Origin of the sequence: Psychrobium sp. nBUS_13 (genome assembly GCF_051201665.1) — a bacterium.
GTDB lineage: Bacteria > Pseudomonadota > Gammaproteobacteria > Enterobacterales > Psychrobiaceae > Psychrobium.
Genome location: NZ_CP179210.1, coordinates 3233123 through 3255418, shown reverse-complemented (window position 1 = coordinate 3255418; position 22296 = coordinate 3233123). Strand labels below are relative to the sequence as shown.

Annotated in this window: 22 protein-coding genes and 1 tRNA gene; 17 read left to right on the top strand and 6 right to left on the bottom strand. The window is 40.5% G+C overall.

Translation table 11 applies throughout. From position 1 onward, the window contains the following. Positions 1–4 precede the first annotated feature (4 nt). On the top strand, positions 5–382 hold the full coding sequence (locus tag ACMAZF_RS15075; RefSeq protein ID WP_435274590.1) for an SgcJ/EcaC family oxidoreductase: 378 nt from the start codon (positions 5–7) through the stop codon (positions 380–382). A 46-nt stretch (positions 383–428) separates the two neighbouring features. On the opposite strand, the gene ACMAZF_RS15070 is transcribed toward ACMAZF_RS15075, so the two are convergent. After that, positions 429–1778: a hypothetical protein gene (locus tag ACMAZF_RS15070; RefSeq protein ID WP_435274589.1), complete on the bottom strand. Its 1350-nt coding sequence runs from the start codon at positions 1776–1778 to the stop codon at positions 429–431. Between the two features lie 328 nt (positions 1779–2106). On the opposite strand from ACMAZF_RS15070, the gene ACMAZF_RS15065 reads away from it, so the two are divergent. The 6 genes from ACMAZF_RS15065 to ACMAZF_RS15040 all read left to right on the top strand — a co-directional run bounded on the left by ACMAZF_RS15065 (position 2107) and on the right by ACMAZF_RS15040 (position 8555). Next, complete coding sequence (locus ACMAZF_RS15065; RefSeq protein ID WP_435274588.1) at positions 2107–3078, top strand: NADP-dependent oxidoreductase; 972 nt, start codon at positions 2107–2109, stop codon at positions 3076–3078. Further along, positions 3075–3476 (top strand): YqaA family protein, encoded by a 402-nt coding sequence (locus ACMAZF_RS15060; RefSeq protein ID WP_435274587.1) that lies wholly within the window; start codon positions 3075–3077, stop codon positions 3474–3476. Before ACMAZF_RS15065 ends, ACMAZF_RS15060 begins: the two co-directional genes overlap by 4 nt. A gap of 97 nt (positions 3477–3573) precedes the next feature. Next, positions 3574–5142, top strand: coding sequence for a glutamate--cysteine ligase (gshA, locus tag ACMAZF_RS15055; RefSeq protein WP_435274586.1), 1569 nt, complete (start codon positions 3574–3576; stop codon positions 5140–5142). 54 nt (positions 5143–5196) lie between these two features. Continuing rightward, on the top strand, positions 5197–5787 hold the full coding sequence (locus tag ACMAZF_RS15050; RefSeq protein WP_435277259.1) for a hypothetical protein: 591 nt from the start codon (positions 5197–5199) through the stop codon (positions 5785–5787). 18 nt (positions 5788–5805) lie between these two features. Then, positions 5806–7746, top strand: coding sequence for a RecQ family ATP-dependent DNA helicase (locus ACMAZF_RS15045; protein ID WP_435274585.1), 1941 nt, complete (start codon positions 5806–5808; stop codon positions 7744–7746). Then, positions 7743–8555 carry a Rossmann-like fold-containing protein gene (locus ACMAZF_RS15040; protein ID WP_435274584.1) on the top strand — a complete coding sequence of 271 codons (813 nt, stop codon included), beginning with the start codon at positions 7743–7745 and terminating at the stop codon, positions 8553–8555. Before ACMAZF_RS15045 ends, ACMAZF_RS15040 begins: the two co-directional genes overlap by 4 nt. Positions 8556–8564: 9 nt before the next feature. On the opposite strand, the gene ACMAZF_RS15035 is transcribed toward ACMAZF_RS15040, so the two are convergent. Together ACMAZF_RS15035 and ACMAZF_RS15030 are read right to left on the bottom strand one after the other, a co-directional pair. Next, on the bottom strand, positions 8565–10643 hold the full coding sequence (locus ACMAZF_RS15035; protein ID WP_435274583.1) for an MFS transporter: 2079 nt from the start codon (positions 10641–10643) through the stop codon (positions 8565–8567). A 156-nt stretch (positions 10644–10799) separates the two neighbouring features. After that, on the bottom strand, positions 10800–11030 hold the full coding sequence (locus ACMAZF_RS15030) for a cysteine-rich CWC family protein (protein ID WP_435274582.1): 231 nt from the start codon (positions 11028–11030) through the stop codon (positions 10800–10802). A gap of 187 nt (positions 11031–11217) precedes the next feature. Between ACMAZF_RS15030 and ACMAZF_RS15025 the strand changes: the two genes are divergently transcribed. Further along, positions 11218–11784: a hypothetical protein gene (locus tag ACMAZF_RS15025; protein ID WP_435274581.1), complete on the top strand. Its 567-nt coding sequence runs from the start codon at positions 11218–11220 to the stop codon at positions 11782–11784. Positions 11785–11891: 107 nt separating this feature from the next. Beyond that, positions 11892–11968: transfer RNA gene (locus ACMAZF_RS15020), tRNA-Trp, on the top strand. 573 nt (positions 11969–12541) lie between these two features. Here the strand turns inward: ACMAZF_RS15020 and ACMAZF_RS15015 are convergent. Continuing rightward, the gene (locus ACMAZF_RS15015; protein WP_435274580.1) at positions 12542–13003 is read right to left on the bottom strand and encodes a phage integrase N-terminal SAM-like domain-containing protein; all 462 of its coding nucleotides are present in this window, start codon (positions 13001–13003) and stop codon (positions 12542–12544) included. A 227-nt stretch (positions 13004–13230) separates the two neighbouring features. Between ACMAZF_RS15015 and ACMAZF_RS15010 the strand changes: the two genes are divergently transcribed. The 4 genes from ACMAZF_RS15010 to ACMAZF_RS14995 all read left to right on the top strand — a co-directional run bounded on the left by ACMAZF_RS15010 (position 13231) and on the right by ACMAZF_RS14995 (position 15971). Next, positions 13231–13428, top strand: coding sequence for a hypothetical protein (locus tag ACMAZF_RS15010; RefSeq protein ID WP_435274579.1), 198 nt, complete (start codon positions 13231–13233; stop codon positions 13426–13428). Positions 13429–13563: 135 nt separating this feature from the next. Then, positions 13564–13890, top strand: a complete 327-nt coding sequence (locus ACMAZF_RS15005; protein ID WP_435274578.1) for a hypothetical protein — start codon at positions 13564–13566, stop codon at positions 13888–13890. Between the two features lie 169 nt (positions 13891–14059). Next, positions 14060–15237, top strand: a protein-coding gene (locus ACMAZF_RS15000) for an IS3 family transposase (RefSeq protein WP_435273982.1) whose coding sequence is annotated in 2 segments (ribosomal slippage) — positions 14060–14318 and positions 14318–15237 — 1179 coding nt in all. Because the reading frame shifts where the segments join, the coding sequence is not laid out codon by codon here. Between the two features lie 59 nt (positions 15238–15296). Next, a complete protein-coding gene (locus ACMAZF_RS14995) occupies positions 15297–15971 on the top strand; it encodes a hypothetical protein (RefSeq protein WP_435274577.1) in 675 nt (224 codons plus the stop codon). On the opposite strand, the gene ACMAZF_RS14990 is transcribed toward ACMAZF_RS14995, so the two are convergent. Next, the gene (locus ACMAZF_RS14990) at positions 15968–17161 is read right to left on the bottom strand and encodes a DNA cytosine methyltransferase (RefSeq protein ID WP_435274576.1); all 1194 of its coding nucleotides are present in this window, start codon (positions 17159–17161) and stop codon (positions 15968–15970) included. The two genes, ACMAZF_RS14995 and ACMAZF_RS14990, sit on opposite strands and share 4 nt — an antisense overlap. Positions 17162–17474: 313 nt before the next feature. Between ACMAZF_RS14990 and ACMAZF_RS14985 the strand changes: the two genes are divergently transcribed. Together ACMAZF_RS14985 and ACMAZF_RS14980 are read left to right on the top strand one after the other, a co-directional pair. Continuing rightward, complete coding sequence (locus ACMAZF_RS14985) at positions 17475–19004, top strand: transposase (RefSeq protein ID WP_435274575.1); 1530 nt, start codon at positions 17475–17477, stop codon at positions 19002–19004. A gap of 343 nt (positions 19005–19347) precedes the next feature. Further along, positions 19348–19809 (top strand): hypothetical protein, encoded by a 462-nt coding sequence (locus tag ACMAZF_RS14980; RefSeq protein ID WP_435274574.1) that lies wholly within the window; start codon positions 19348–19350, stop codon positions 19807–19809. Positions 19810–19933: 124 nt separating this feature from the next. On the opposite strand, the gene ACMAZF_RS14975 is transcribed toward ACMAZF_RS14980, so the two are convergent. After that, positions 19934–20209: a hypothetical protein gene (locus ACMAZF_RS14975; protein ID WP_435274573.1), complete on the bottom strand. Its 276-nt coding sequence runs from the start codon at positions 20207–20209 to the stop codon at positions 19934–19936. Positions 20210–20523: 314 nt separating this feature from the next. Here ACMAZF_RS14975 and ltrA point away from each other — a divergent pair, with 314 nt between their 5' ends. Beyond that, the gene (gene ltrA, locus ACMAZF_RS14970) at positions 20524–21813 is read left to right on the top strand and encodes a group II intron reverse transcriptase/maturase (RefSeq protein ID WP_435274572.1); all 1290 of its coding nucleotides are present in this window, start codon (positions 20524–20526) and stop codon (positions 21811–21813) included. 289 nt (positions 21814–22102) lie between these two features. Next, entirely contained in the window at positions 22103–22279 is a 177-nt protein-coding gene (locus ACMAZF_RS14965; RefSeq protein ID WP_435274571.1) for a hypothetical protein, read from the top strand. The last annotated feature ends 17 nt before the right edge of the window (positions 22280–22296 follow it).

Sequence of the window (22296 nt, the reverse complement as noted above, 5' to 3'; positions counted from 1 at the left end):
AATCATGAGCTATCCCCAAGAGATTTTATCTGCATTTGAGCGTTGGAATGAAGCGTTACAAAGCGGCTGCGCAAAGAAAGTCGCATCGCTCTACCATGAGAGTGCGATATTATTACCGACTATTTCCGATGTAGTACGACGTAGTCCCCAAGAAATCGAAGACTATTTTGAGTTCTTTCTGCAAAATAAACCCATAGGGCATCTCGAAACACCTAACGTTAGAGTGTTTGATGACTTAGCGATTAATTCTGGGGTGTATCGCTTTGTGCTCAACGGTAATGAGGAAGTGACTGCGAGATATACCTTTGTGTATCAGCGTTTCGACAATCAATGGCAGATTATCGAGCATCACTCATCACAAATGCCTGAAGCTTTTATGTAGTAAGAGATTGGCGATGAAACCACACAGGCTTCATCGCAAACAGATGTTATTTTTCTAACTCTAATACGTGAGTACGGTAATTACTTAACACGCCAGTTGTTTGGTAAGTATCACCTTTGCTAAATGCGCTAATAAAACTGTCATAGTTAGTAACAGTATCATTAGAGAACATTTCAACGGTTAGGTTTTCGATGGTTGCAATATCGCGTTTAATATAGCTATATTTCTCTAGCGTATCTGCGACGGGGAGAGTACCTGTCATCGGTCCATACACATGCCAAGTTGTCGGGATCTTAGTGTTTGATTGCGGATGGTCAGCGCCCACTTGCGTCGTAAAATGGATAGCAGAATAGCCATCAACTTTGCTGTAATCATAACTGCCGTCTGGTGATACCTCAGAAAATATAACGGTGTCTACTTCTGGTGCCACTACAGCAGGGCTTAAATCAACCGTACTCTCATATTGATTACTTAGATGGGTATGGAAGCTTTTAACAGTAACCTTACCAACAATCGACGCTGACTCTTGATGAATGTTAACACCGCGCCCGTAGTAGGTAGCGTTGTCACTTTGAGCATGATTATCAAATACAATAACTTGGGCATCATTTTGTTTCGCGGTGAAATCAAAATGCAGTTTATTGTTGATAAGCTGCGCTGCAGTCAACTGTGCTACCTTCGTGTGATCGACATCGAGGGCAATCGCAATGGCATTGGTATTTAATCGCCAATTCTCACCGGGTGTTGTATCAAACGAATTAGTAAAACCTGAAAATGCAGTGAGGTTGTCTTGGCTATTGGTGGCAACCACCATAAATGATTCATTTGGCCATGCTTTAGCGGTTTGTCGACAAACTTCTACATCGCTAAAACGTGCATTACTTGCGTCAATAGTATTACTGCTCGCAAATTGTGCTGAGCTCGCTAAAGAATCAACGCTACTTACAAGCGAGTAAGACAAGTCGAGATCTTGTGTCTGACATTCACAGCTTGTGTTATCTGCTAATTGAGGATTATCAAAAACAATCGTTGCTTGGCCCGTGCTATCAGCGTCAATGAATGAACGTAATTCAACATTTGATACGGCGCCGTTAGTGAGCTGTTCTTTAGCAACCGTGTAATTAATCGTTTGCTCAGTGGTTGTGATTGAAAGCTGCCCATTGGCATCTGTTTGATGGGCGCTCACTAACCCCCATTGTGCGTTTTGCAGATAAAAGTCAGCATTAGCGACAGGTTGTTCAATACCGCATTGATTAATGACTTTAGCATTGAGGGTAAAAGTGTAAGTTGTTGGCGGGGTTAGCTTATCGTCAGAGCCGCCGCTAGAACCGCCTCCACACGCTACGAGTGTTGAAAATAAGGCGATAGCGAGTGTTGATTTTGAGAAGTTGTTCATAATGTCCCTATTGGTTCTTAATTGTTAATACAGGCCGTTTACGGGGAGACAAGCCATAACATGAGGGTGAAAAAAATACCTAGTGCAGCACCAATCCCTAATATTAGTTTAAAGCCTTGCTTTCCTTGTTTGAGAGTCCACCCTTTATTTTTTAGGTAGAGCGCCCATAAAATACAAAGAATAATTGGTAATAAGAATATTTTTGTGATCATGAATCTATTATCATTAGGCAAATTTATAACGCCACTCTATCAAAATGTTAATTCCCAAGCTACTGATAAGATGGCAATACACTCGTTAATATTTTCCAAACGTAAGGAATAAAACCATGCCTCACTCATCATTGCCTTCCACATTTAATGCGGTTGAGTTTTCGCAATTTGGAGATGTTGAACAATTAGTGATGACGCAGGTTTCTCCTGTGCCACTTATGGCTAATGAAATCAGAGTTAAGAACATTGCCACGTCAATTAATCCTATTGACTTTAAAACGCGTCAAGGACTTGGTTGGGCTGCTCAGGAGAATGCTGACAAGCTGCCAATGATTTTAGGATATGACGTCGTTGGCACTGTGGAGGAAATTGGCGCTGAGGTTAGTGAATTCAATGTTGGTGATAGTGTCATCGGTTTTGTTGGATTCCCGGTTAAAGCAGGTTGTTATAGCGAATATATCATTGCACAAAGTGAAGAACTTGTTGCAGTAGCGCGTCATTACAATGCACTTGCTGGGTTGCCACTGGCTGGACTTACTGCGTATCAAGGATTATTTGAACATGGGAAATTAAAATCTGGTGAGACGGTCTTAATCAGTGGCGCTAGTGGTGGTGTTGGTTATTTAGCGGTGCAATTGGCCTTACATGCTGGTGCAAAGGTTATCGCGGTTGCCAGTAAAAACAATCATGCCAAGCTAAAAGAGTTAGGGGATGTAACTGTGGTTGATTACCAGCAAAGCGAAATGTTTGAAGAGCTCCCAGCAATTGATTTATGGTTTGATTTAATTGGCGGGGAACCCGCTATTTTGCAGTTAACGGCGGCTAACGCACTAGAACGATTGGTGACAGTACCGTCAGTGAGTAAAGATTTTGTCTGTGATAGTGTGCTTGGCAAAGCGTCTGAATCAACAGGTATGTTGGTAAAAGGTGACAAAACTCAGTTAACTAATTTAGTGCGTGCGGTTGAAAACAACAGCTTACGACTCAATATCGCAAAGTATATGATGTTATCTCAAGTGCAAGAGGCACATCGCTTAGCTGAATCGGGTACATTGTCTGGAAAAATCGTGCTGACAATGAATCGATGATTTTCACGCTATTTATCTCAAGCTTTTTAGCCGCCACTTTATTGCCCGGTGGCTCTGAAGCCTTGTTGATATATGATCTAACACAACGGCCTGAATGGGTGTTGACGCTAGTAATAGTTGCCAGCATTGGTAATAGTTTAGGTAGTGTGACGAGCTATGGTTTAGGCATTATTGGCGCCAAGAAGTTAACAGAACAGCAATTACAATCTAAAGCAGCACTGTGGGTAAAACACTACGGTGTTTATTCGTTGTTGCTAAGCTGGTTGCCGCTAATTGGCGATGTTATATGTGTCGCAGCAGGGTTATTTAAATTGCCACTATGGCGCAGTATTTTGTTTATTACTGTTGGAAAAACCTGCCGTTATACAGTGATTGCGATGGTATTTTTTGCAGCTTAAGCAGGACATACGTGTTTTGTTACATAAGCTGCTTGTTGCGTTTAGGTCGCAATGATAGAGTCGTGTGTGCGACGTTGAACATAAGTAGAGAAAAATTTTGATTAATTGTTATAAAGACAAACTCTCCCAATTAAAAGATCCGAAATTCGCGCCAATTTTTACGCAAATTCAACGTGGTATTGAGCGAGAAGCTCTACGCATGAATGAGCAAGCGGAATTATCTGATAAACCTCACGCCAAAGCACTAGGCTCCGCCTTGACTCACAGTGATATCACGACCGACTATGCTGAATCACTATTAGAATTTATAACGCCAGTACACAAAGATATTGATGAACTGGTGGACAACCTTGCTGATTTGCACCGCTTTACGCTAGATAATATCGATGGTGAACTGTTGTGGCCAATGAGTATGCCTTGCATGGTGGCCAAAGAAGAAGACATCGAATTAGCCAACTACGGCACTTCTAATGTCGGACAGATGAAGCATATCTACCGTCAGGGGCTTAAGCATCGTTACGGTAGTCTAATGCAGGTTATCTCGGGGCTGCATTTTAATTACTCATTAGGCGATGATGCATGGCCTGTGCTGCAAGCGTTTTTTAATGATGAGAGCAATGTTACTGATTTTCGTTCGACTCGCTACTTTTCGCTGATCCGAAATTTCCATCGTTTAGGTTGGGTTGTTCCTTACATGTTTGGTGCATCGCCATCATTGTGTGGTTCATTCATCAAAAACGACATGCCCTATGATTTCGAAAAACTTGGAAATGGTACCTACTATTTAACACACGGTACTAGCTTGCGTTTGAGTGATTTAGGCTATACCAACAGCGAACAAGACAACTTATCAATTTGTTATAACGATATTGAAAACTATGTTGATTCGGTAAACAACGCGATTTCAATGCCGTCTGAAAAGTTTGAAAAGATAGGCCTTAAAGAAGGTGACGTCTTTAAACAACTCAACTCAAATGTATTGCAAATTGAAAACGAACTCTATGCGCCTATTCGTCCTAAACGCGTGGCAAAATCGGGCCAAAAACCTTCTGAAGCGCTAAAAGAAGGCGGTGTTGAATACATTGAAGTGCGTTCACTTGATGTGAATCCATTTGTTAACGTCGGTATTGATAAAACACAGATCCGCTTTTTGGATATGTTCTTGATGCATTGTTTGTTGTGGCAGGATAAGCCAATGAGCCAAGAAAAGCGTCAGCAAAAAATTCGTAATCTAAACAATGTCATTCTTAATGGCCGCGAACCTGGTTTGATGCTGGAAGAAGGCGATAGTGAAATATCACTTGAAGCTTGGATGACGCGTTTATTTGACGCACTTGGCACCATTGCTGATTTGTTTGATCATCACAATGGCGGCACTGCTTATCGCGATTGTTTAGCTGAATTACGCCCTATGGTCAGTGATCCTCAGGCCACGTTATCCGGCAAGTTGATGAAGTTGCTCAAGGCTAACGAATTAGATAATACGCCATTTGGTGTTGCCCAAGCTCAAAAATTCAAACAAGAATTTAGTGAACAAGATTATCGTCAATTGTCTGCTGAAACATTGCGCCAACGTGCAGTACAATCATTGGCTGAACAAGCTGACATTGAAGCGGCTGACACTCAGTCAATTGATGACTACCTCGCTGACTATTTTAGCAAATAAACTGAACGAGAGCTTTAACTCATGGATCTGATTTTATCTCGATTGCAACGTAGCATGACACTCATCGCCATGAGTGTTGTGATACTCATTAGTAGCGGCTGTGCGACATCGCCGCCAGCTAACCCAGAGAACATTTGTGCCATTTTTGAAGAGCATGAACACTGGCATGAAGCGGCACTAGATACTAAAGAAAAGTGGGGCGTGCCGGTGCATGTACCAATTGCCATGATGTATCAAGAGAGTTCATTTAAAAGTGAAGCGCGTCCGCCAATGCGTTATTTCCTCGGTTTTATTCCTTACGGTCGTGCAAGTACGGCCTATGGTTATGCTCAGGCCAAAACAATGACCTGGGACGATTATGTTAAAGAAACTGGTAATAGCTGGGGCGATAGAAACGATTTTGCAGATGCAATAGATTTTATGGGATGGTTTATTTATAAAACCCATAAAATTAATGGTGTTTCAAAGTGGGATGCTTACGGCCAGTACCTGAATTATCACGAAGGGTGGGGCGGTTATAAGCGTAAAAGCTATAATAAAAAACCTTGGCTTAAGAAAGTTTCGCAAAAGGTTCGCTCACGTTCAAAACGCTATGCAGCGCAATATGCTAACTGTAAAAACTCACTGTCTGATAGCTGGTGGTAAACTCCTTAAAGGGCGTTCATGATAGAACAACAACTCTCGCAACTCTTTGGTTTCGACCAATTTAGAACGGGTCAGCAACCCGTTGTCGAAACCATTTTGCGCGGTGAAAGCGCTGCTGCAATTTTTCCAACGGGTTCTGGCAAGTCTTTGTGTTATCAGTTTCCTGCGACTCAATTACCACACCTAACACTGGTTATTTCACCGTTGCTAGCCTTGATGCAAGATCAACTTGCTTTTTTGCATGGCAAGGGTATTGCCGCTGCGACTATTGATTCAACGCAAACGCCGCAACAATCTCAGCAGGTGATGAGTGATATTAGAGAGGGGCGTTGTAAAATATTAATGGTGTCGGTTGAGCGTCTTAACAACGAACGTTTTCGTCAATTTTTATCTCAGATCCCCATTTCATTATTGGTGATTGATGAAGCGCATTGCATCTCTGAGTGGGGGCACAACTTTCGTCCAGATTATCTCAAACTGCCGCGTTACCAACGTCAATTCAATATTCCTCAAGCGCTGTTATTAACGGCTACCGCCACTGAAAAAGTAGTCAGTGACATGGGGGGTAAGTTTGCGATTGCGCCGCAAAATATCACGCTGACTGGATTCTATCGTTCAAATCTAAACCTTCAGGTTGTTGGTTGTGAAAGTGAAAAGCGATTGAATACTTTGGCTCAATGGCTTGATGGTAAACGGCATCAGTGCGGCATTGTCTATGTAACCTTGCAAAAAACAGCGCAGACGCTCGCCAGTGATTTGGCTGCTCAAGGGTTCAATGCTATTGCGTATCACGCAGGTATGGACAGTGAAGATCGCCGCCGTATTGTTAGTGAATTTATGTCTGCGAGCAATCAAATCATTGTTGCAACTATCGCATTCGGAATGGGCATTGATAAGAGTGATATCAGATTTGTGGCGCATTATGATATGCCAAAATCTATTGAAAATTACGCCCAAGAAATTGGCCGTGCTGGACGTGATAATCAGCCGAGCGACTGTTTAGTATTGGCTAACACCGATAATTTAAATGTGCTGCAAAACTTTGTCTATGCTGATACGCCGCCACGCTCTGCCATTAAAGTGGTGCTCGATCAAATTCGCCAATTTCAAGCATCTGGTCAATGGGAAGTGGTTGAAAATAGTTTATCGAGTGATGCGAACATTAGGCCGTTGACGTTAAAAACGCTGTTGGTTTATTTAGAACTCCTAAATATTATCAAGCCAAGCTACAGCTATTTCGCGCAGTACAAATTTAAGGTATTAACGTCTAAGAGTGATATTTTGTCTCGATTTGATGGCGAGCGTTTGCAGTTTATTGAGGCGATATTTAATGCCTCAAAGCACGCCAGAGTCTGGTCAGTACTAGATTTTGATGTTTTGGCTCAGCAATATTTCTGTGAACGTTCACGCGTTATCGCCGCATTGGACTATTTGCAGCAGCAACAAGTGATTGAGTTACAAACGGCGCAAATGACGCAAGTATTTCAAATTAATCCTAAGGTGTTTGATGGTGAGGCGTTGATAGAAAAGTTATGCGCCAAATTTAACGAAAAAGAAGACAGTGAAATTAATCGTATTGCTCAGTTGATGGATTTCTTTGTCAGTCAACAATGCTTGTCTCAATCACTGTCGCAGTATTTTTCTGATCACAGTTTGCAGCAACCTTGTGGCCATTGCAGCGTGTGTGCCGGTAATGTTGCCGTCATGCCGCCGCCTAAACCTCTCATGCCACTGTCTGAATTTAACTTTCAATCACTCACTAATGAAATGACCAATAAGTATCGTGATACGACACAACAGGCCATTGGTGTGACTTTGTTAGCAAGGTTTTTATGTGGTTTAACAACCCCTATATTTACAAAGTTAAGAACCCGTTCGATGAATAATTTTGCGCGGTTAGAAGCTTATCCATTTGCACAAGTGCGGCAATGGATTGATGAGCAGATCAGGCATCAATGAAAGCAATAAATCCTCATTGGCGCGTCCTGACTATAGGAGACGGCGATCTGTCTTTTTCTGCCGCCCTTGCCAAAAAATTGGCTGGTGGCCATTTAACTGCAACAGTGTTTGATAGCTTGCAAATGTTATCTGAAAAATACGGTCTTGCGCACTATCAACAGCTCAAATTGTTAGGTGTTGACGTCGTTACTAATGTCGATGTTACCGATCCTCAAACATGGCAAGAGATTGGCCGATCGAATCAAAGTAAGTTTGATTTGGTTATCTTCCAGTTTCCACTCATTCCAAATGATTTTTCAGCGAGTCAGTACCAGCAATTAAGTATGCAAGGCTCCACTAATACACTTAATCGATGGTTGCTCCATTGTTTTATTAAGCATTGTTTTGAGCATTTTTTAGCACCAGATGGCCAGCGATTAGCTGTGATTACCTCAAAAGATGTGAAGCCTTATCGGCAGTGGAATATCGAAACAAGTTTGCTTAAAGGATTAACTGGGCGTTATTTGGGGCGAAGTAATTTTGATATTGAATCATTTGATGGCTATCAAGTACGCAATGTCGATAGAGATAAATTTGTTAAGGACACTCAGGCTTATAGCTATTATTTTAGCGATAAGCCTCAAGAGATCCTTGAGGCTGAATTAGAGACGCCAGCCTATTGTGATGATCCACAATATTGCGCCATGTGCCGTGTAGGCCCTATAGAGACACAACAAGATTGGCAGGCGCATCTGATTTCCAAACGTCATATAAAAATGGATGAATTCGAACAACAGTGGCGCGGCTGGTTAGCACAGCGCCAATGTTAGGGTTAGGTTTTAGCTATCCTTTTCAGGTGCATCATCAATTAAATCAACCCATTCACCTTCTTTTGCTTCGTCGCCTTTACTAATTGCTTCAACCATATCTGAGGCAACTTCAGGAACTACGTCAACAACAGCGCCAGCTACCTCTGCGGCAGTATCTGGTGATATTTCGGCAAAGCGTTGTACTAGCTCAATTGCCAATTCAGACTCATTCTCTTGAGAAGAAGACTCGATGATTGGCGAGTCTGGCTCGTGGAAATTAGTTGCAAGTTCACTCGCAATATCGACTGCGGCTTCTGGCAAGCCATCAGCCATCGCAACGGCAACCTCAACGGCTTGTTCTGGTGCGCTGTCCCAGATTTGAGCGGCTATATTTAGCGCTTCTTCATCGCTTGTATCATCTTCTCTATCGGCAGGGCGCAATGCTTGTTGCTCATCACTAATAACCTGCGCGTAATACTGCGCGACTTGAGTTGCTGACTCTGGCGCATGCTCTACGGCAACCTTCGCCATCTCACAGCGCAGTTCAGGCAATGACTCAGCAATTTGGCTCGCAACACTAACAACCTGCGTTGGATGCCATTGTGCGAGTTTTGAAACCAAGAGATAAGCAAGCTCGGGGTTTGTTGTCACTAAGGCTTGTGTTATTTCCGGCATTTGGAACGGCGCAGCTTCTTGCATTACTTCATAAAAACGCAATACATCGATACCATCAACCGTTGCTATAGCGCTGGCTATTTCAACACCAGATTCTGGATTATCAATGGCAATGGCTCGCGCCATTTTAACCGCCGCTGCGGGATCTAATTCAGCAAGATCTTGCGCTGTTCTAGCTTGCGTCGATAATTCTGGCTCAGGCGCTATATATTCTGTTCGAGGATCTAACGCAGGTGTTGCTGCTAAGTTAGCTGTTTGCATAACGAAAGATTCTTGGTCGGCAATTGGCAGCGCTTTTCGTGCGCCCATTCGGTAAATAACAAACAGCGCTAAAAACACTTCAATAAAGATAATGAAATAAAACAGAGCATTGGCGCTTAACGACTTCATCAATAGTGAACTTGTGTAAGGACCTATCACACCACCAATCGACTGAATTAAAATCATAGTGCCCATCGCCGCGACCATTTCACTTTGTTTTAATTTATCGAGGATTTCTGATACGCCAAGCGGATAAAGACAAGCTAGTGTCCCGCCCGTCAACAACGTCGCGAGAATCAACAAGCTTGATAATCCATTGCCTGAACTGAAAGTTACAACAACGGCGGAAACCAGCGACAAGCCAATCATGCCTAATAACACCGTTCGGCGATCGTATTTATCTGATAAATAACCAACGGGGAATTGCATAATAAAGGCGCCAAAAATCGCAAAACCCATATAGAGAGACAGATTAAAATCTACGATTGCCGAAGATTTTGCGAAAATTGGTAGTAGATTAAACATTGATGCATAAACGACACCCGATACAAAACACACCATCATGCCGAGCGGTGAAATTTGAATGAGCCGCTTAATGGACATGGATTCAACGTTATCGACTTGTGGCCCTTTATGACGACTCAATACCACGGGCGTAACGGCCATGCACAGGAATATACCCGCAAGTACAAACAATACGCTTTCTTGCGGATCGGCAGCATTCATCAAGAATTGTCCTGCAAACAAACCACCTAATGCTGTGCCATGATAAACAGACAATAACTTACCGCGATTATCTTCAGTCGCACTATCACTTAACCAGCTTTCCATTGCGGTAAAGGCACAGGCATTACAAAAGCCTAAGACCACACGCATCAATCCCCACAAAATAGGATCTGTATGCAAGCTACATATCAAAATACTCACCGCACTCAAGGCAACACAGCCAGCAAACATGCGAATATGGCCAGACTTCTTTATCAAGTTTTTACTGTAAATCGCGCCAAAAATAAGGCCAATGAAATACAGGGATAACACCATACCAATGGTATCAGTGCCAACGCCATCGAGACCCATTCGTACAGGCAACAATACATTAATGAGTCCGTTAGCAAAGAACAGAATAAAACAGCTGATGAACAGCGAGATTAATGAAATGAGTGTGGTTTTCACTGGTGCCCCTTTTCAGTTGGAATCGGTAAATTCAGTAGATTGTATATTATACCAATTGCATTAAGTAAGTGATCTTGTTGTGCGTAGAGAAAATCAGCTAAAACAAGGCGCTCGATTGACTAATAGCTGGCTATTAGGATTGAGAGCAACGCCATTTTAGTTAATTTTAACAAGTACAAGTGGGCAAATATTTAATGCAATTGGTATTATCTCAGGGTTTTGTTTAAAATGCGTTACACATTGTAGGCAAATACAGACTTTTTTAGATTGTTCTGTACTAATCAACGAAAACATCTCTCTAGGAATGTTTTCATTCATACACCAACAAGATTGTGGTGTAGTTACTTGGCAATCATTAAATTGGTGGCATATTGGGCATTGCAGCATATTTAGCTCGTATTTTAGACTGATAATTGGCGATTGAAGGTGTCGTTATGTATCTGACTAAAAAGACATAACTTTGCAATTGAACCTAAGTATATAACTTGATATCGTGACGTTGAAATTTATTGTGCCAAATTATCTAAATTTGTAATGGACTATGTTATTTAGTATCTCGGCTCTTGAGGTAAAAATGTTAAGTAGTATTGCCGCCATAACAATTCCATTATTATTATTAATGTTTGTGGCATTTTTTATATTTGAAAATAATCGAAAAAAACATCTTGCAGCACAAAAGCTTGCACTCAGCACCAGAATTAGTGACGCCAAAAATAGCTATAAAGTTGATGTTGAACGATTCTGTGAAGAAACGCAATTAGCAACAAAAGTACGAGACCAGCTTTATACCATTGCTAACAATTATTTTGTCTATCAAGGTATCAGCGAAGACAGCGTTGCCGTTTTTGAAATTACTGTTAATAAACTCTCGCAAAGCTACAGTCAATTACTGCATCATTTTACTGAACATGACGACTTAGAAACTGTTCACGAACGCATTGAATTGTTTGTTGATAATCTACCGACGCAGCCAAGAGGTTACAACGCTGGGTTTTACCAAAATAGTCTAACTACCTTGAATCATTTGCTAATGATTCCTGAGCGCGCGTTAGAAAATACCGACAACGACGAACATAGCAGCGAAGAGAAAATCGACGATAATTCGTCTGAGCAAGAATACGATCAAGCACGAAGCGCCTAGGAAAGAACGTTTATACATCGTTTTGAATGAAAACTAAGCGCTTAACGAATATTTAAAAAAAAGCCCTTTACCTTCACCTAAGCTTATGTATAATTCACCTCGTTCGCAGGGGTGTAGCTCCAATTGGTAGAGCGCCGGTCTCCAAAACCGGATGTTGTGAGTTCGAATCTCTCCACCCCTGCCAAACAAATTTAGAAAAGGCCGATGTTAATTCATCGGCCTTTTTGCTTTCTGAAGTGCAGATTAAAGATGTTGTAAGTTCGACTGTTGCGAATATTTGTTCTACGCCTGCCAAATTAATATGATACAGGGCACTCTAATTTAAAAGTGCCTAGTATCAATACTTCCAATGTTAGCCATTAATACCATACCATTAATTGCATTAAATATTTGCCCACTTGTACTTGTTAAAATTAACTAAAATTAACTAAAATGGCGTTGCTCTCAATCCTAATAGCCAGCTATTAGTCAATCGAGCGCCTTGTTTTAGCTGATTTTCTCTACGCACAACAAGATCACTTACTTAATGCAATTGGTTTAATACCAATTGCATTAAATATTTGCCCACTTGTACTTGTTAAAATTAACTAAAATGGCGTTGCTCTCAATCCTAATAGCCAGCTATTAGTCAATCGAGCGCCTTGTTTTAGCTGATTTTCTCTACGCACAACAAGATCACTTACTTAATGCAATTGGTATAACTTTATCTTATTGCTTACAAATGTAATCTCGTTTTTTCGATATATATGATAGGAATTTATATAATGAGAAATTTTTGCCTGTCCCTTTTTTTCTTAATCGCTTCCATCAACCTAAGTCCACTGCCATACATTAACTTTGCTAGCAAATCATACTTTGGCGGCATTTGCACAAATAAACGGCGCACCTCATCTTGCGTTAATACGACGGGGAGTTTTCGCTGCTTGTTACTCTGGTGAAACCTAAGTGAAGGCTCTAAAGGCTGCTTAACGATTTCTTGATAAAGATACACTAATGCATTCAACGCTTGCGACTGTGTACTCGCGGCTACTCCTCTTCGGACAGTCAAAAACGTCAGGAAATTTTCTACTTCTCTGTCGCCAAGAGATGATGGGTGTTGCTTATTATGAAAGTTAATAAAAAACTTTATCCAATATAAGTAAGACTTAATGGTCAGCCTCGCATAATGTCGAGCTAGCATCACTTCCTTAATATGAGTGAGGAATGGTGAATTTTTCATACTAATACCTACTGTTTATTCATACAGTTTAATAGTGTAGGCGAAACTTGCGGCATTTGTATTAGATTTATAGGTAGAAAAACTTAAGATTAAGGCTAATGTCGCCTAAGTACTTGTGCTTATTAAATTTATATATTATGTTGTTTTTATTTATCTACGTATTACTGCGAACATATATCGCAGTGTTTGCGGTAGAATAAGCTGTTATGTTTACTAAGGAGTTGTACATGGATGTAGTTAAAGCGGTCACTTTGGCAGGGCGAGGAGTTCTGGCTGGTTTAGCGTTAGGTACATCTGCTTATGGCTTGTTCTTCCTTTCATTATCTTTTAAGGAAGACACTCCATTTAATTTAGGCGCTTTAATTGCCATTTTTGCAGGGTGTGCGTGTTTATTCCTTGCTATAACATTGAATAAAAAAGTGTGACATTGTGGCTGGCAAACATAACAAGAACCTGAAACCCGACAGATTTTACTGTCGCATTTTTTGCAATAAACAAAAGGCGCAAAACCTGCACCAGCAATCTGCGGTTTAGGTTGGCGTTATAACTATGGAGTAAATATGAAGTATTTTATTTTAACAATTATATTCTTTTTTTTTTCAAATAATGCAATTGCTCACTGTACAGGGAATAGTTGTACAAATGTTAAAATTACAAGGATTTACGTGAATCCCGATAATAACACTGTGATCAGTACATCAGGAGATGAGTCAAAACTAAACTGTGATGCAGGTAAAAATGGCTATATTACATTAGACCCAAATGGTAAAAACTATAATTCGACATATTCTCTTCTGTTGACTGCTCATACAACAGAACATCCAATATGGGTAAGAACGAGCGCAGCTGGTTCCTGTAAAGTTGTTTACGTTGTCTCAGATAAATAGTTATAACAAGCACTTCAAACGGAACAAAAACAGTTGGTTAGGTTCCGCTTCGCTTCACATTTTAACCAACTATTTTTGTCCGCTTAAGTGGGCGTTATGTAGTGGTACAGTGAATTTGGTCACTTAAATAGAGGTGTTATCATACGCCTCATCAACTTTAGGTGAATCAATGAATACTAGAACAAGACCAACTTATTCAGCAGAATTTAAACTCGAAACAGCTCAACTTGTTGTTGATGAAGGATACTCTGTCAGAGAAGCTTCCGAAGCCGTCGGAGTGAGTAAATCAGCCATTGATAAATGGGCACGACAATTAAAGAAAGAGCGAAACGGTATAGCAGACCAACCGACTGCATTAACACCTGAACAGATAAAAATTAAAGAACTCGAAAAACGCATAAAACGGATTGAATTAGAAAAAGAAATACTAAAAAAGGCTACAGCTCTCTTGATGTCAGACTCCCTAGACAATTTGAAATAGTCCAGGCGTTACAAGAGAGCTATGATGTAAAAACAGTCTGTGAAGTCTTTGATATTCATCGTAGTAGCTATGGTTACTGGCGTAAAAATTCAAAAAACGCCAGTCATAAGCACTTAAAAGCAGAATTAATGGTTCGCGCTATTTTCTCGGAAAGTGGTGAATCAGCAGGAGCCAGAAGCGTAGCTCAGATAGCAACGACTAGAGATATGCCATTAAGCCGCTACCGAGCAAACCGCATTATGAAAAAGCTTGGCCTAGTGAGTTGTCAGATACCTAAGCATGCTTATAAGCGAGGTGGAAATGAGCACGCAGCGATACCGAATCACTTAGACAGACAATTTGTTGTTAGCGAACCCAATCAAGTTTGGTGTGGAGATGTGACTTTTATATGGGCAGGTAATCGTTGGTGTTATTTAGCCGTTGTGATTGATTTGTTCGCCAGAAAACCTATTGGTTGGGCGATGTCTTACTCACCTGATACAGCGCTAACTAGCCAAGCATTAACAATGGCTTTTGAGTCACGAGGGAGACCAAAAGGCGTGATGTTTCATTCAGATCAAGGCTGTCATTATACGAGTAAGAAATATCGTCAATTACTTTGGCGATATCAAATCAAGCAAAGCATGAGCAGACGAGGAAACTGTTGGGATAACGCACCGATGGAAAGATTCTTTAGGAGTTTTAAAACAGAATGGATGCCCACTGTAGGTTATCAATCTTTAGTGCAAGCCAAGGCGGCAGTAGTGAATTATATTACAGGATATTATAGTAACGTCAGGCCTCATCAATATAATGGCGGTTTAACTCCAAATGAATCGGAACAGAGATACTGGAAAACTTACAAAACCGTGACCAAAATTAGTTGACCACTACATTATGACGATATCAACCACCGAGTAAATCACCAACTTAAAAAGGAATAATTGTGGCAGGAAACTTTCAAGACGATGATCGCGAAGAAGCAATGCGAAATTTGTTTAATTTGTATAAAGATGAAAACGAAGGAAGAGATGGCGTAGATGCTCATTTAGAACTTGATGGAAGAGCAGTTCCTTTTGAATTAAAAACAACATCAAAAGGTTCAGTAACAACTGTTAGGGATTTCGGCCCAGATCATATTAATAAGTGGCGAGATAAACATTGGTTAATAGGATTTTTTATCGATGGCAGAGAGTTTTATCACTACGGCTCTCCATCTATGATGTCGGAATGGATAAATAGTAAAGCAGATTATATAAGCCCTGATTTTATGCTAGCTGACTTAGCATCTCAAAACTTGACTTTGAACGACATGCATCAAGTTATGGAACCAAAAGCTCTATATAGCTATGAAGATGCTAAAGCGCTTCAAAAAATGCAATATAAAAAAGATAAATATATTGCATTACAAGATAGAGATGGAGGTTATTCACCTGAAAGGATGCTTGAAATTTTCAAAGATAGAAGTAAATACCTAATTGAACGAGGTAGTACGTTAAACAATCCTCATATTCCATTTACTTACTTTCGTGGTTGGGTAGAAATTACAGACAATCATGCCGAAGTACTCAGAGCTATGGTTAGAGAGTACTTCGCGCAAAATGAAAATTATGTGTTTTAAGCCTTCAGTGCGTTAGCTACATTTTTAGCCACTTGATAAGCAACTGGTGGAGACACTGAGTTGCCTATCTGTCCTAATACTTGATATACAGCTCCTGAAAATTTCCAGTTTTCAGGAAACCCTTGTATTAACCCAACATCTTGAACACTCATTCTAAAATGATCATGCTTTGCTGGAAACTGTGATGCCTTTTCTCTATTTGCTTGCACACCATTAGGCCAAAGCTCCATATCGCCCCATGATTTTTGTCCTGCAGAGCTATTCAAAACAGATGTTGTATTTCTTTTTCCTGTGAAGGCACTTCTTATTGTTGGCGCTAAATTATCAAAGTTAATATTTACTAGCCCTAGTGCCTCTCTGACCCCCATTGTTTTTTCTTTCCTTGCGCCAAATAAGGAAATAGTTGAGTCGACTTTTTTACTACCTAAATGCTCACTACTATGTGTAGGCTCGGGAATAACAAATTTAGATAGCGCTTTTTTAGTTTTAAAGCCAACAAAAAATACTCGTTTTCTTATTTGGGGTACGCCATAGTCAGATGCATGCATTTCAAATTTGACAATTTGATAATCAGTTAACTCATCCAAAATGTATTTTTGTACAAAGTCTTTAAACTTCGGATTTAGTAAACCCAATACATTCTCCGCCACAAAGGCTTTAGGTTTTATAGTATTAACAGCTCTGTTAAATTCTCCCCACATATTCCTTTCATCATCAATTCCTTTTTGTTGTCCAGCTATTGAAAATGGTTGGCAAGGAGGCCCTCCATGAATTAAATCAATTTTTCCTTTATATTTACTCCAATCAATCTTGGTTACGTCGCCGTATTCAGGGCCACCAAAGACATTCCAGTGAGGTCTATTTTCTTGTAAAGTTTCCTTGCAGATTGGAATCAATTCATACGACGCTTTATGGGTGTATCCAGCTCTGTCAAAGCCAAGATCCAATCCACCACCACCAGAAAATAGGCTTAGAGCTTTAATATCATTCAAAGGTAATTGAGGCATTAAATCATTTGGGTTTAACAACGGTGTATTTATTTCGTGTATAACTTCATGTAAACCATCGTCTGCTGCTAACTTGGCTTGCCTTGATTCCATAGATATACGTCTATATTCTTCTCTTTTTTCATCGGTGATGTCATACTCTTTTTGAGACGTATTTTTATATACAGATTGTTTAACAGGCACTTAGATAACCTTTGTAAATTCAGCTTAAATCATACTGTTTATAATAACAGTTAATATGGTGTATGTCAGCTGTTTTTTTCATAATCGTCATAACAAGGTGCTCAAACGGACACAAAAGTTTGGCTTGTCGTTCGTGCCTCACTAATTTTAGCCAAACTTTTTTAGCCGCTTAGCACGGCGTTGAGGCTGTAGAATTTATCAAAAAGAACGTTTTTACGTTCTTTTTTAGTTTTAGCATCGTTGTTCAATAATTAAGCTTGAACGGTGATCTGGTCTTTGATCTAATGGTTATTATCCGTTGCGAGTAAACGAGATGGCCAACTACAAACCAGACTTATCCTGTCAAAATAAATTCATTCCCATCGATTTCTCACAGCAAATTTCCCCCGGCACGTTTGAATATGCACTAGCTCATATTGTGGATAATCGTCTCGATTTGTCGGGCTTTGATAAATGGTATTCAAACGATAGGAAAGGTGCTGCGGCGTATCCACCGTCAGTGATGCTAAAGATTATTCTTTTTGGATATTCAAGAGGATTCATCACGAGTCGCCGTATCGCCAATGCGTGTGAAACCAATATTACTTTCATGAGTTTGTCGGGTGACGCCCAGCCACACTGGACCTCTATCGCCTCGTTTGTTGCAAAAATGAAAGACCAGATTGAATCACTATTTACTCAAGTATTATTGATATGCGATGAAGAAGGTCTCATCGGTCGGAGTATGTTTGCCATTGATGGCTGTAAGATAAAGTCGAATGCAAGCAAGGAATGGAGCGGTACTTTTGAGGAGCTTGGTCGTAAACATGCAAAACTCAAGCGAGCCAGTGAGCGGATAGTTGCAAGGCATCAAGCACAAGATGGCTCCAATGCAGCAGAGATTGAACACGATTTAAAACAGAAAATTAAACTCGATAACAGTGCCGATAAGATTGAGCAATTTTTAGTAGTGAGTAAAGAAAAACTGGGTAGCACTAATAAACCAGTTAAGAGTAATATCACCGACCCCGACAGCGCCAAAATGACAACAAGCAAAGGTACAATCCAAGGCTACAACGCAATAGCGATTAACGATGACAAGCATCAAATAATCATGCAAGCCAAGGTCTGGGGAAGTGTTGGCGAGCAACAAACATTAGCGCCAGCCGTTGAACAGTTAAATGCAGAGCTGAGTAACCTCGGCACACCAGAGACATTTGAAACAGCGGCGTTCACCGCTGATAGCGGTTTTCACAGTGAAAAGAATCTAGAATTCATGGCAACAACAGGATTAGACACTTACATTGCTGACACACAATTTAGAAGTCGCAACCCCTTGTTTAAAACCAGTGAAACCTACCATACAGAAAAAGAAAAGCGGCGATTAAAGCGCAGTAAAGGCAGACCCAAATTATTTACATCCAATGACTTTCACTTCGATGAAAAACAGGTGACATGCCGTTGTCCGGCAGGAAAGATACTGTGGTTAAGTTGTAAAAGTGTTGAAAGTAATGGTAAGTACTACAGCAGGTTCACAGGCTACTTAAAAGATTGTAAGCATTGCCCACTGCAACGACAATGTATGCGAAGTCCACCGAAAGAGCGAGGTCGCCAAGTCCAATTTTTACTCAATGCCAAGCATCAAATATCATACACAGACAAAATGCGAATCAAGATAGATAGCAGCATTGGGCGGCGGCAATACAGTAAACGATTAGGGTTGATTGAACCTGTCTTTGGCAATATCACTGTAAATAAAGGCATGAATCAGTTCACGTTACGAGGCCAAGATAAAGTGAATGCCCAATGGCAAATGTACTGTCTCGTACATAATATAGAAAAACTACGTAACAGCCTGCTGTAGGAGGAATAGCCTACAAAACACTTCCATTATTGCCCTCTAAATGCATTTAAACGTTCAACATGCAGTAAATACGCCTTAAATAAAAATTATCTTTAATCAATTACTTAACTATTGAAAGTCAGAGCTAAGTCAACTATTGTCTTTCTATATTAAAAATTTAGGCTGAGAGTGATTAATTCTACAGCCTCGTTGAGGCTGTAGAATTTATAAATCTTAGATTCCAGAGCCAAAAACTACGTTGATGAGAGTGATTTATTTCATAAATCACTCTCATATAACATTAGATTTCGCGTAGATGCGCGGTTTTTAGTGTAAATTAATCAAAATTTAATGGCTGTTTTTCTTGAATGATAAATTCTACAGCCTCGTTATATGTGATGGTGGATTAATGAATCGAGTATATGGAATTCTAATATTGCTTCTGACCACCACTTCTTTTGCCGAAGAACTTGATGAAAATAGAGGACCTATAGAGTACGTTCATTCAAGAATGCACAACTCAGTAAAAGTTTATGTTGTAACGTATCAGGATGTTGTCAAAGGAACTTGGGCAAAAGGGGCTGGCGATAAGATAGACATTACCGCTAAAATTATTAATGTACTTAAAGGGGATGGCGCTGTTGGCGATTACATACACTTCAATAAATACCTTGATGGTAGGTATGGAAATACTGATAGATTTATAGGAAAGAAATATATCGTATTTTATGAAAAATTTGGCGATGTTATCGTTGGCCCCTCACAAGCTGGATCAACTTTTGAATACACTGAAGAAAGATATCAATATTTACTAAATCATGAGTAATAATTAACTAGAAATTATGGTCGGTGCATTGATTCGGATAGCATATAACAAGGCCAGTCACGCGACTGGTTTTTCTCGCTTTGCTCAAAAAACCAGCGCGTGCTGGCAACGTTAGTGCGTCAAGCTAAGCTTGATGCATCTTGCAGGGTGTAAGTCCCTGTCGGGTAAGGTATAACCAACCACCTGTATCGAGTGTTGCGCCTTTGGCGGAGTGTGAGATTAGCGATTGCTTTTCGGCAGTGACGACTGCATCACATGAACAATATTGGTGAAGCGTACACAGAGAATTATGTAGGCCATAGGGGATATCGTGTCCCTGAAGTGCTGGCATCGCTCCGATAAATATTAGATCTGACTGACGAGGTTTGTAACGCCATCGAAGTCCAAGCAAAGCAACCATTATTCATGAAAGTGAGCGGTGAGGTTGTGGCGAGTCAGCGGCTTACTTTAAAACGAAAAGTAAGCCGTGGCATGTATGAAGATATGTATTGGCTTTTATCATGAGCTGAAGGCTCTTTGAGAGATCCAAAGGTGTTCCACATGGATTGTGGTAGTGACGTTTAGCCAAAAGCAAAGCCAACGATGACCCTTTGGAAGTCAGATCAGCCCATAGTAGTCTGAGCAGGGGAAAGCCTTGTACATGGCGAAGGAGCTGACAGTTATATCCGGTATTAAGCCGCCACATAGTCCGGACAAAGTAGGGCTGGAATCACTATGACAACAACACTTAATGCCATCGCATTTAAAGCACAAACCCACCCCAAGCACAGATTTAAGAATTTATATGGATTGCTAAATACTGACAGTTTGTATCAAAGCTGGGGGCAACTCAATAAACATGCTAAACCCGGTATTGATGGCACTACCATGCCTAAATACAAGGAAAAGCTAACTGAAAATATTGATCGCTTAGGTCAACAACTCAAACATAAATGTTATCGAGTTAATGATATCAAGCGGATCTTTATCCCTAAATCTAATGGTAAATTAAGACCACTAGGTCTGCCAACGGTTGAAGACAAGCTCGTGCAACAAAGTGTTAGCCAGATCCTGCAAAGCATCTGGGAACAAGACTTTATGCGCAATAGTTATGGTTATCGACCGAATAAAAGTGCGCATCAAGCAGTGCATAGTTTGACACTAAATCTGCAATTCAAAGGTTACGGTTACATTGTCGAGGCTGATATTAAAGGCTTCTTCGATAATCTTGATCACGAATGGCTGATGGACATGTTAAAACAACGCATCGATGATAAGGCGATACTTAACTTAATTAATCAGTGGTTAAAAGCACGGATAAAATCACCTGATGGAGTCTACACCAAGCCATCTAGTGGCAGTCCACAAGGCGGAATTATCAGCCCTGTACTGGCTAATATTTATCTCCATTATGCACTAGACCTCTGGTTCGAAAAGAAAGTAAAACCGTCGATGCGTGGCAGAGCAATGATGATCCGCTACGCCGATGACTTTGTGTGTGCGTTTCAATTGGAAAGGGATGCAAAGCGCTTTTATAAGGTACTACCGAAACGATTAAAGAAGTTCAACTTAGACGTCGCAGAAGACAAAACATCGTTAATGCGCTTTAGCCGATTTCACGCTGGTCGAAAACGTCACTTCGTATTTCTAGGGTTTGAATTTTACTGGGGCACTGATTCAAACAGTAAACCAAGACTCAGACGGCGAACCGCTGTTGCGAAACAGAGGGCGAAGCTGAGTGAGTATTACCAATGGATTAAAAGCAAACGCTCGCTTAAATTGAAGCTATGGCTGCCGCAGTTAAGACGAAAACTCATGGGGTTTGTAAATTATTTCGGACTACCGGACAACAGCAGAAGTTTATCAAGCCTGCATGACTATGTTTTACATAGTCTGTATAAATGGTTGAACAGACGCAGTGGTCGGCGAAGTTATAATTGGAGTAATTTCAAGAAGATGTTAGAGTATTTTAAAATTGAGAGACCAAGCGTCAGCAAGCGATTTGTGCTGGTTGATTGGTACTAGGGTCGTGTTTTTACACGAGTGAATATATAACTGAAGAGCCGGATGCGGTAGTCCCGCACGTCCGGATCTGTGTGGGGTCGGCTCAGTAATGGGCCGCTCTACCACGATTGTTTCTAAGGAGTACTGTTGAATTTTTTTCAGAAATTTATTATTTGCGAAAGCACCGTAGTAATATCGATATTTTTGTATACTGGTCAGTTCATACATGCTGCGTTTCATTTTGCGTTAACTGTATATCTGGTAGTTAAACTTAAAGGTATTAAAACTTGACCAATGAAGGAGAAGAAACGTGGAATTGATTGGTGGGTTACTATTAGTATTGGTTATTATCGGTCACTTTGTTGAAGGCTTTGCCTTGATAAACTTTGTGCAATTCTTCAAGGGTAAAAAGACCTCGTTGGAAAAAATATCTGAGAAATATCAGGCATCAAAACATAACAAGTTTGTCAACAAGGACAAATTTTAGCTACGCTTTTTGTGTTG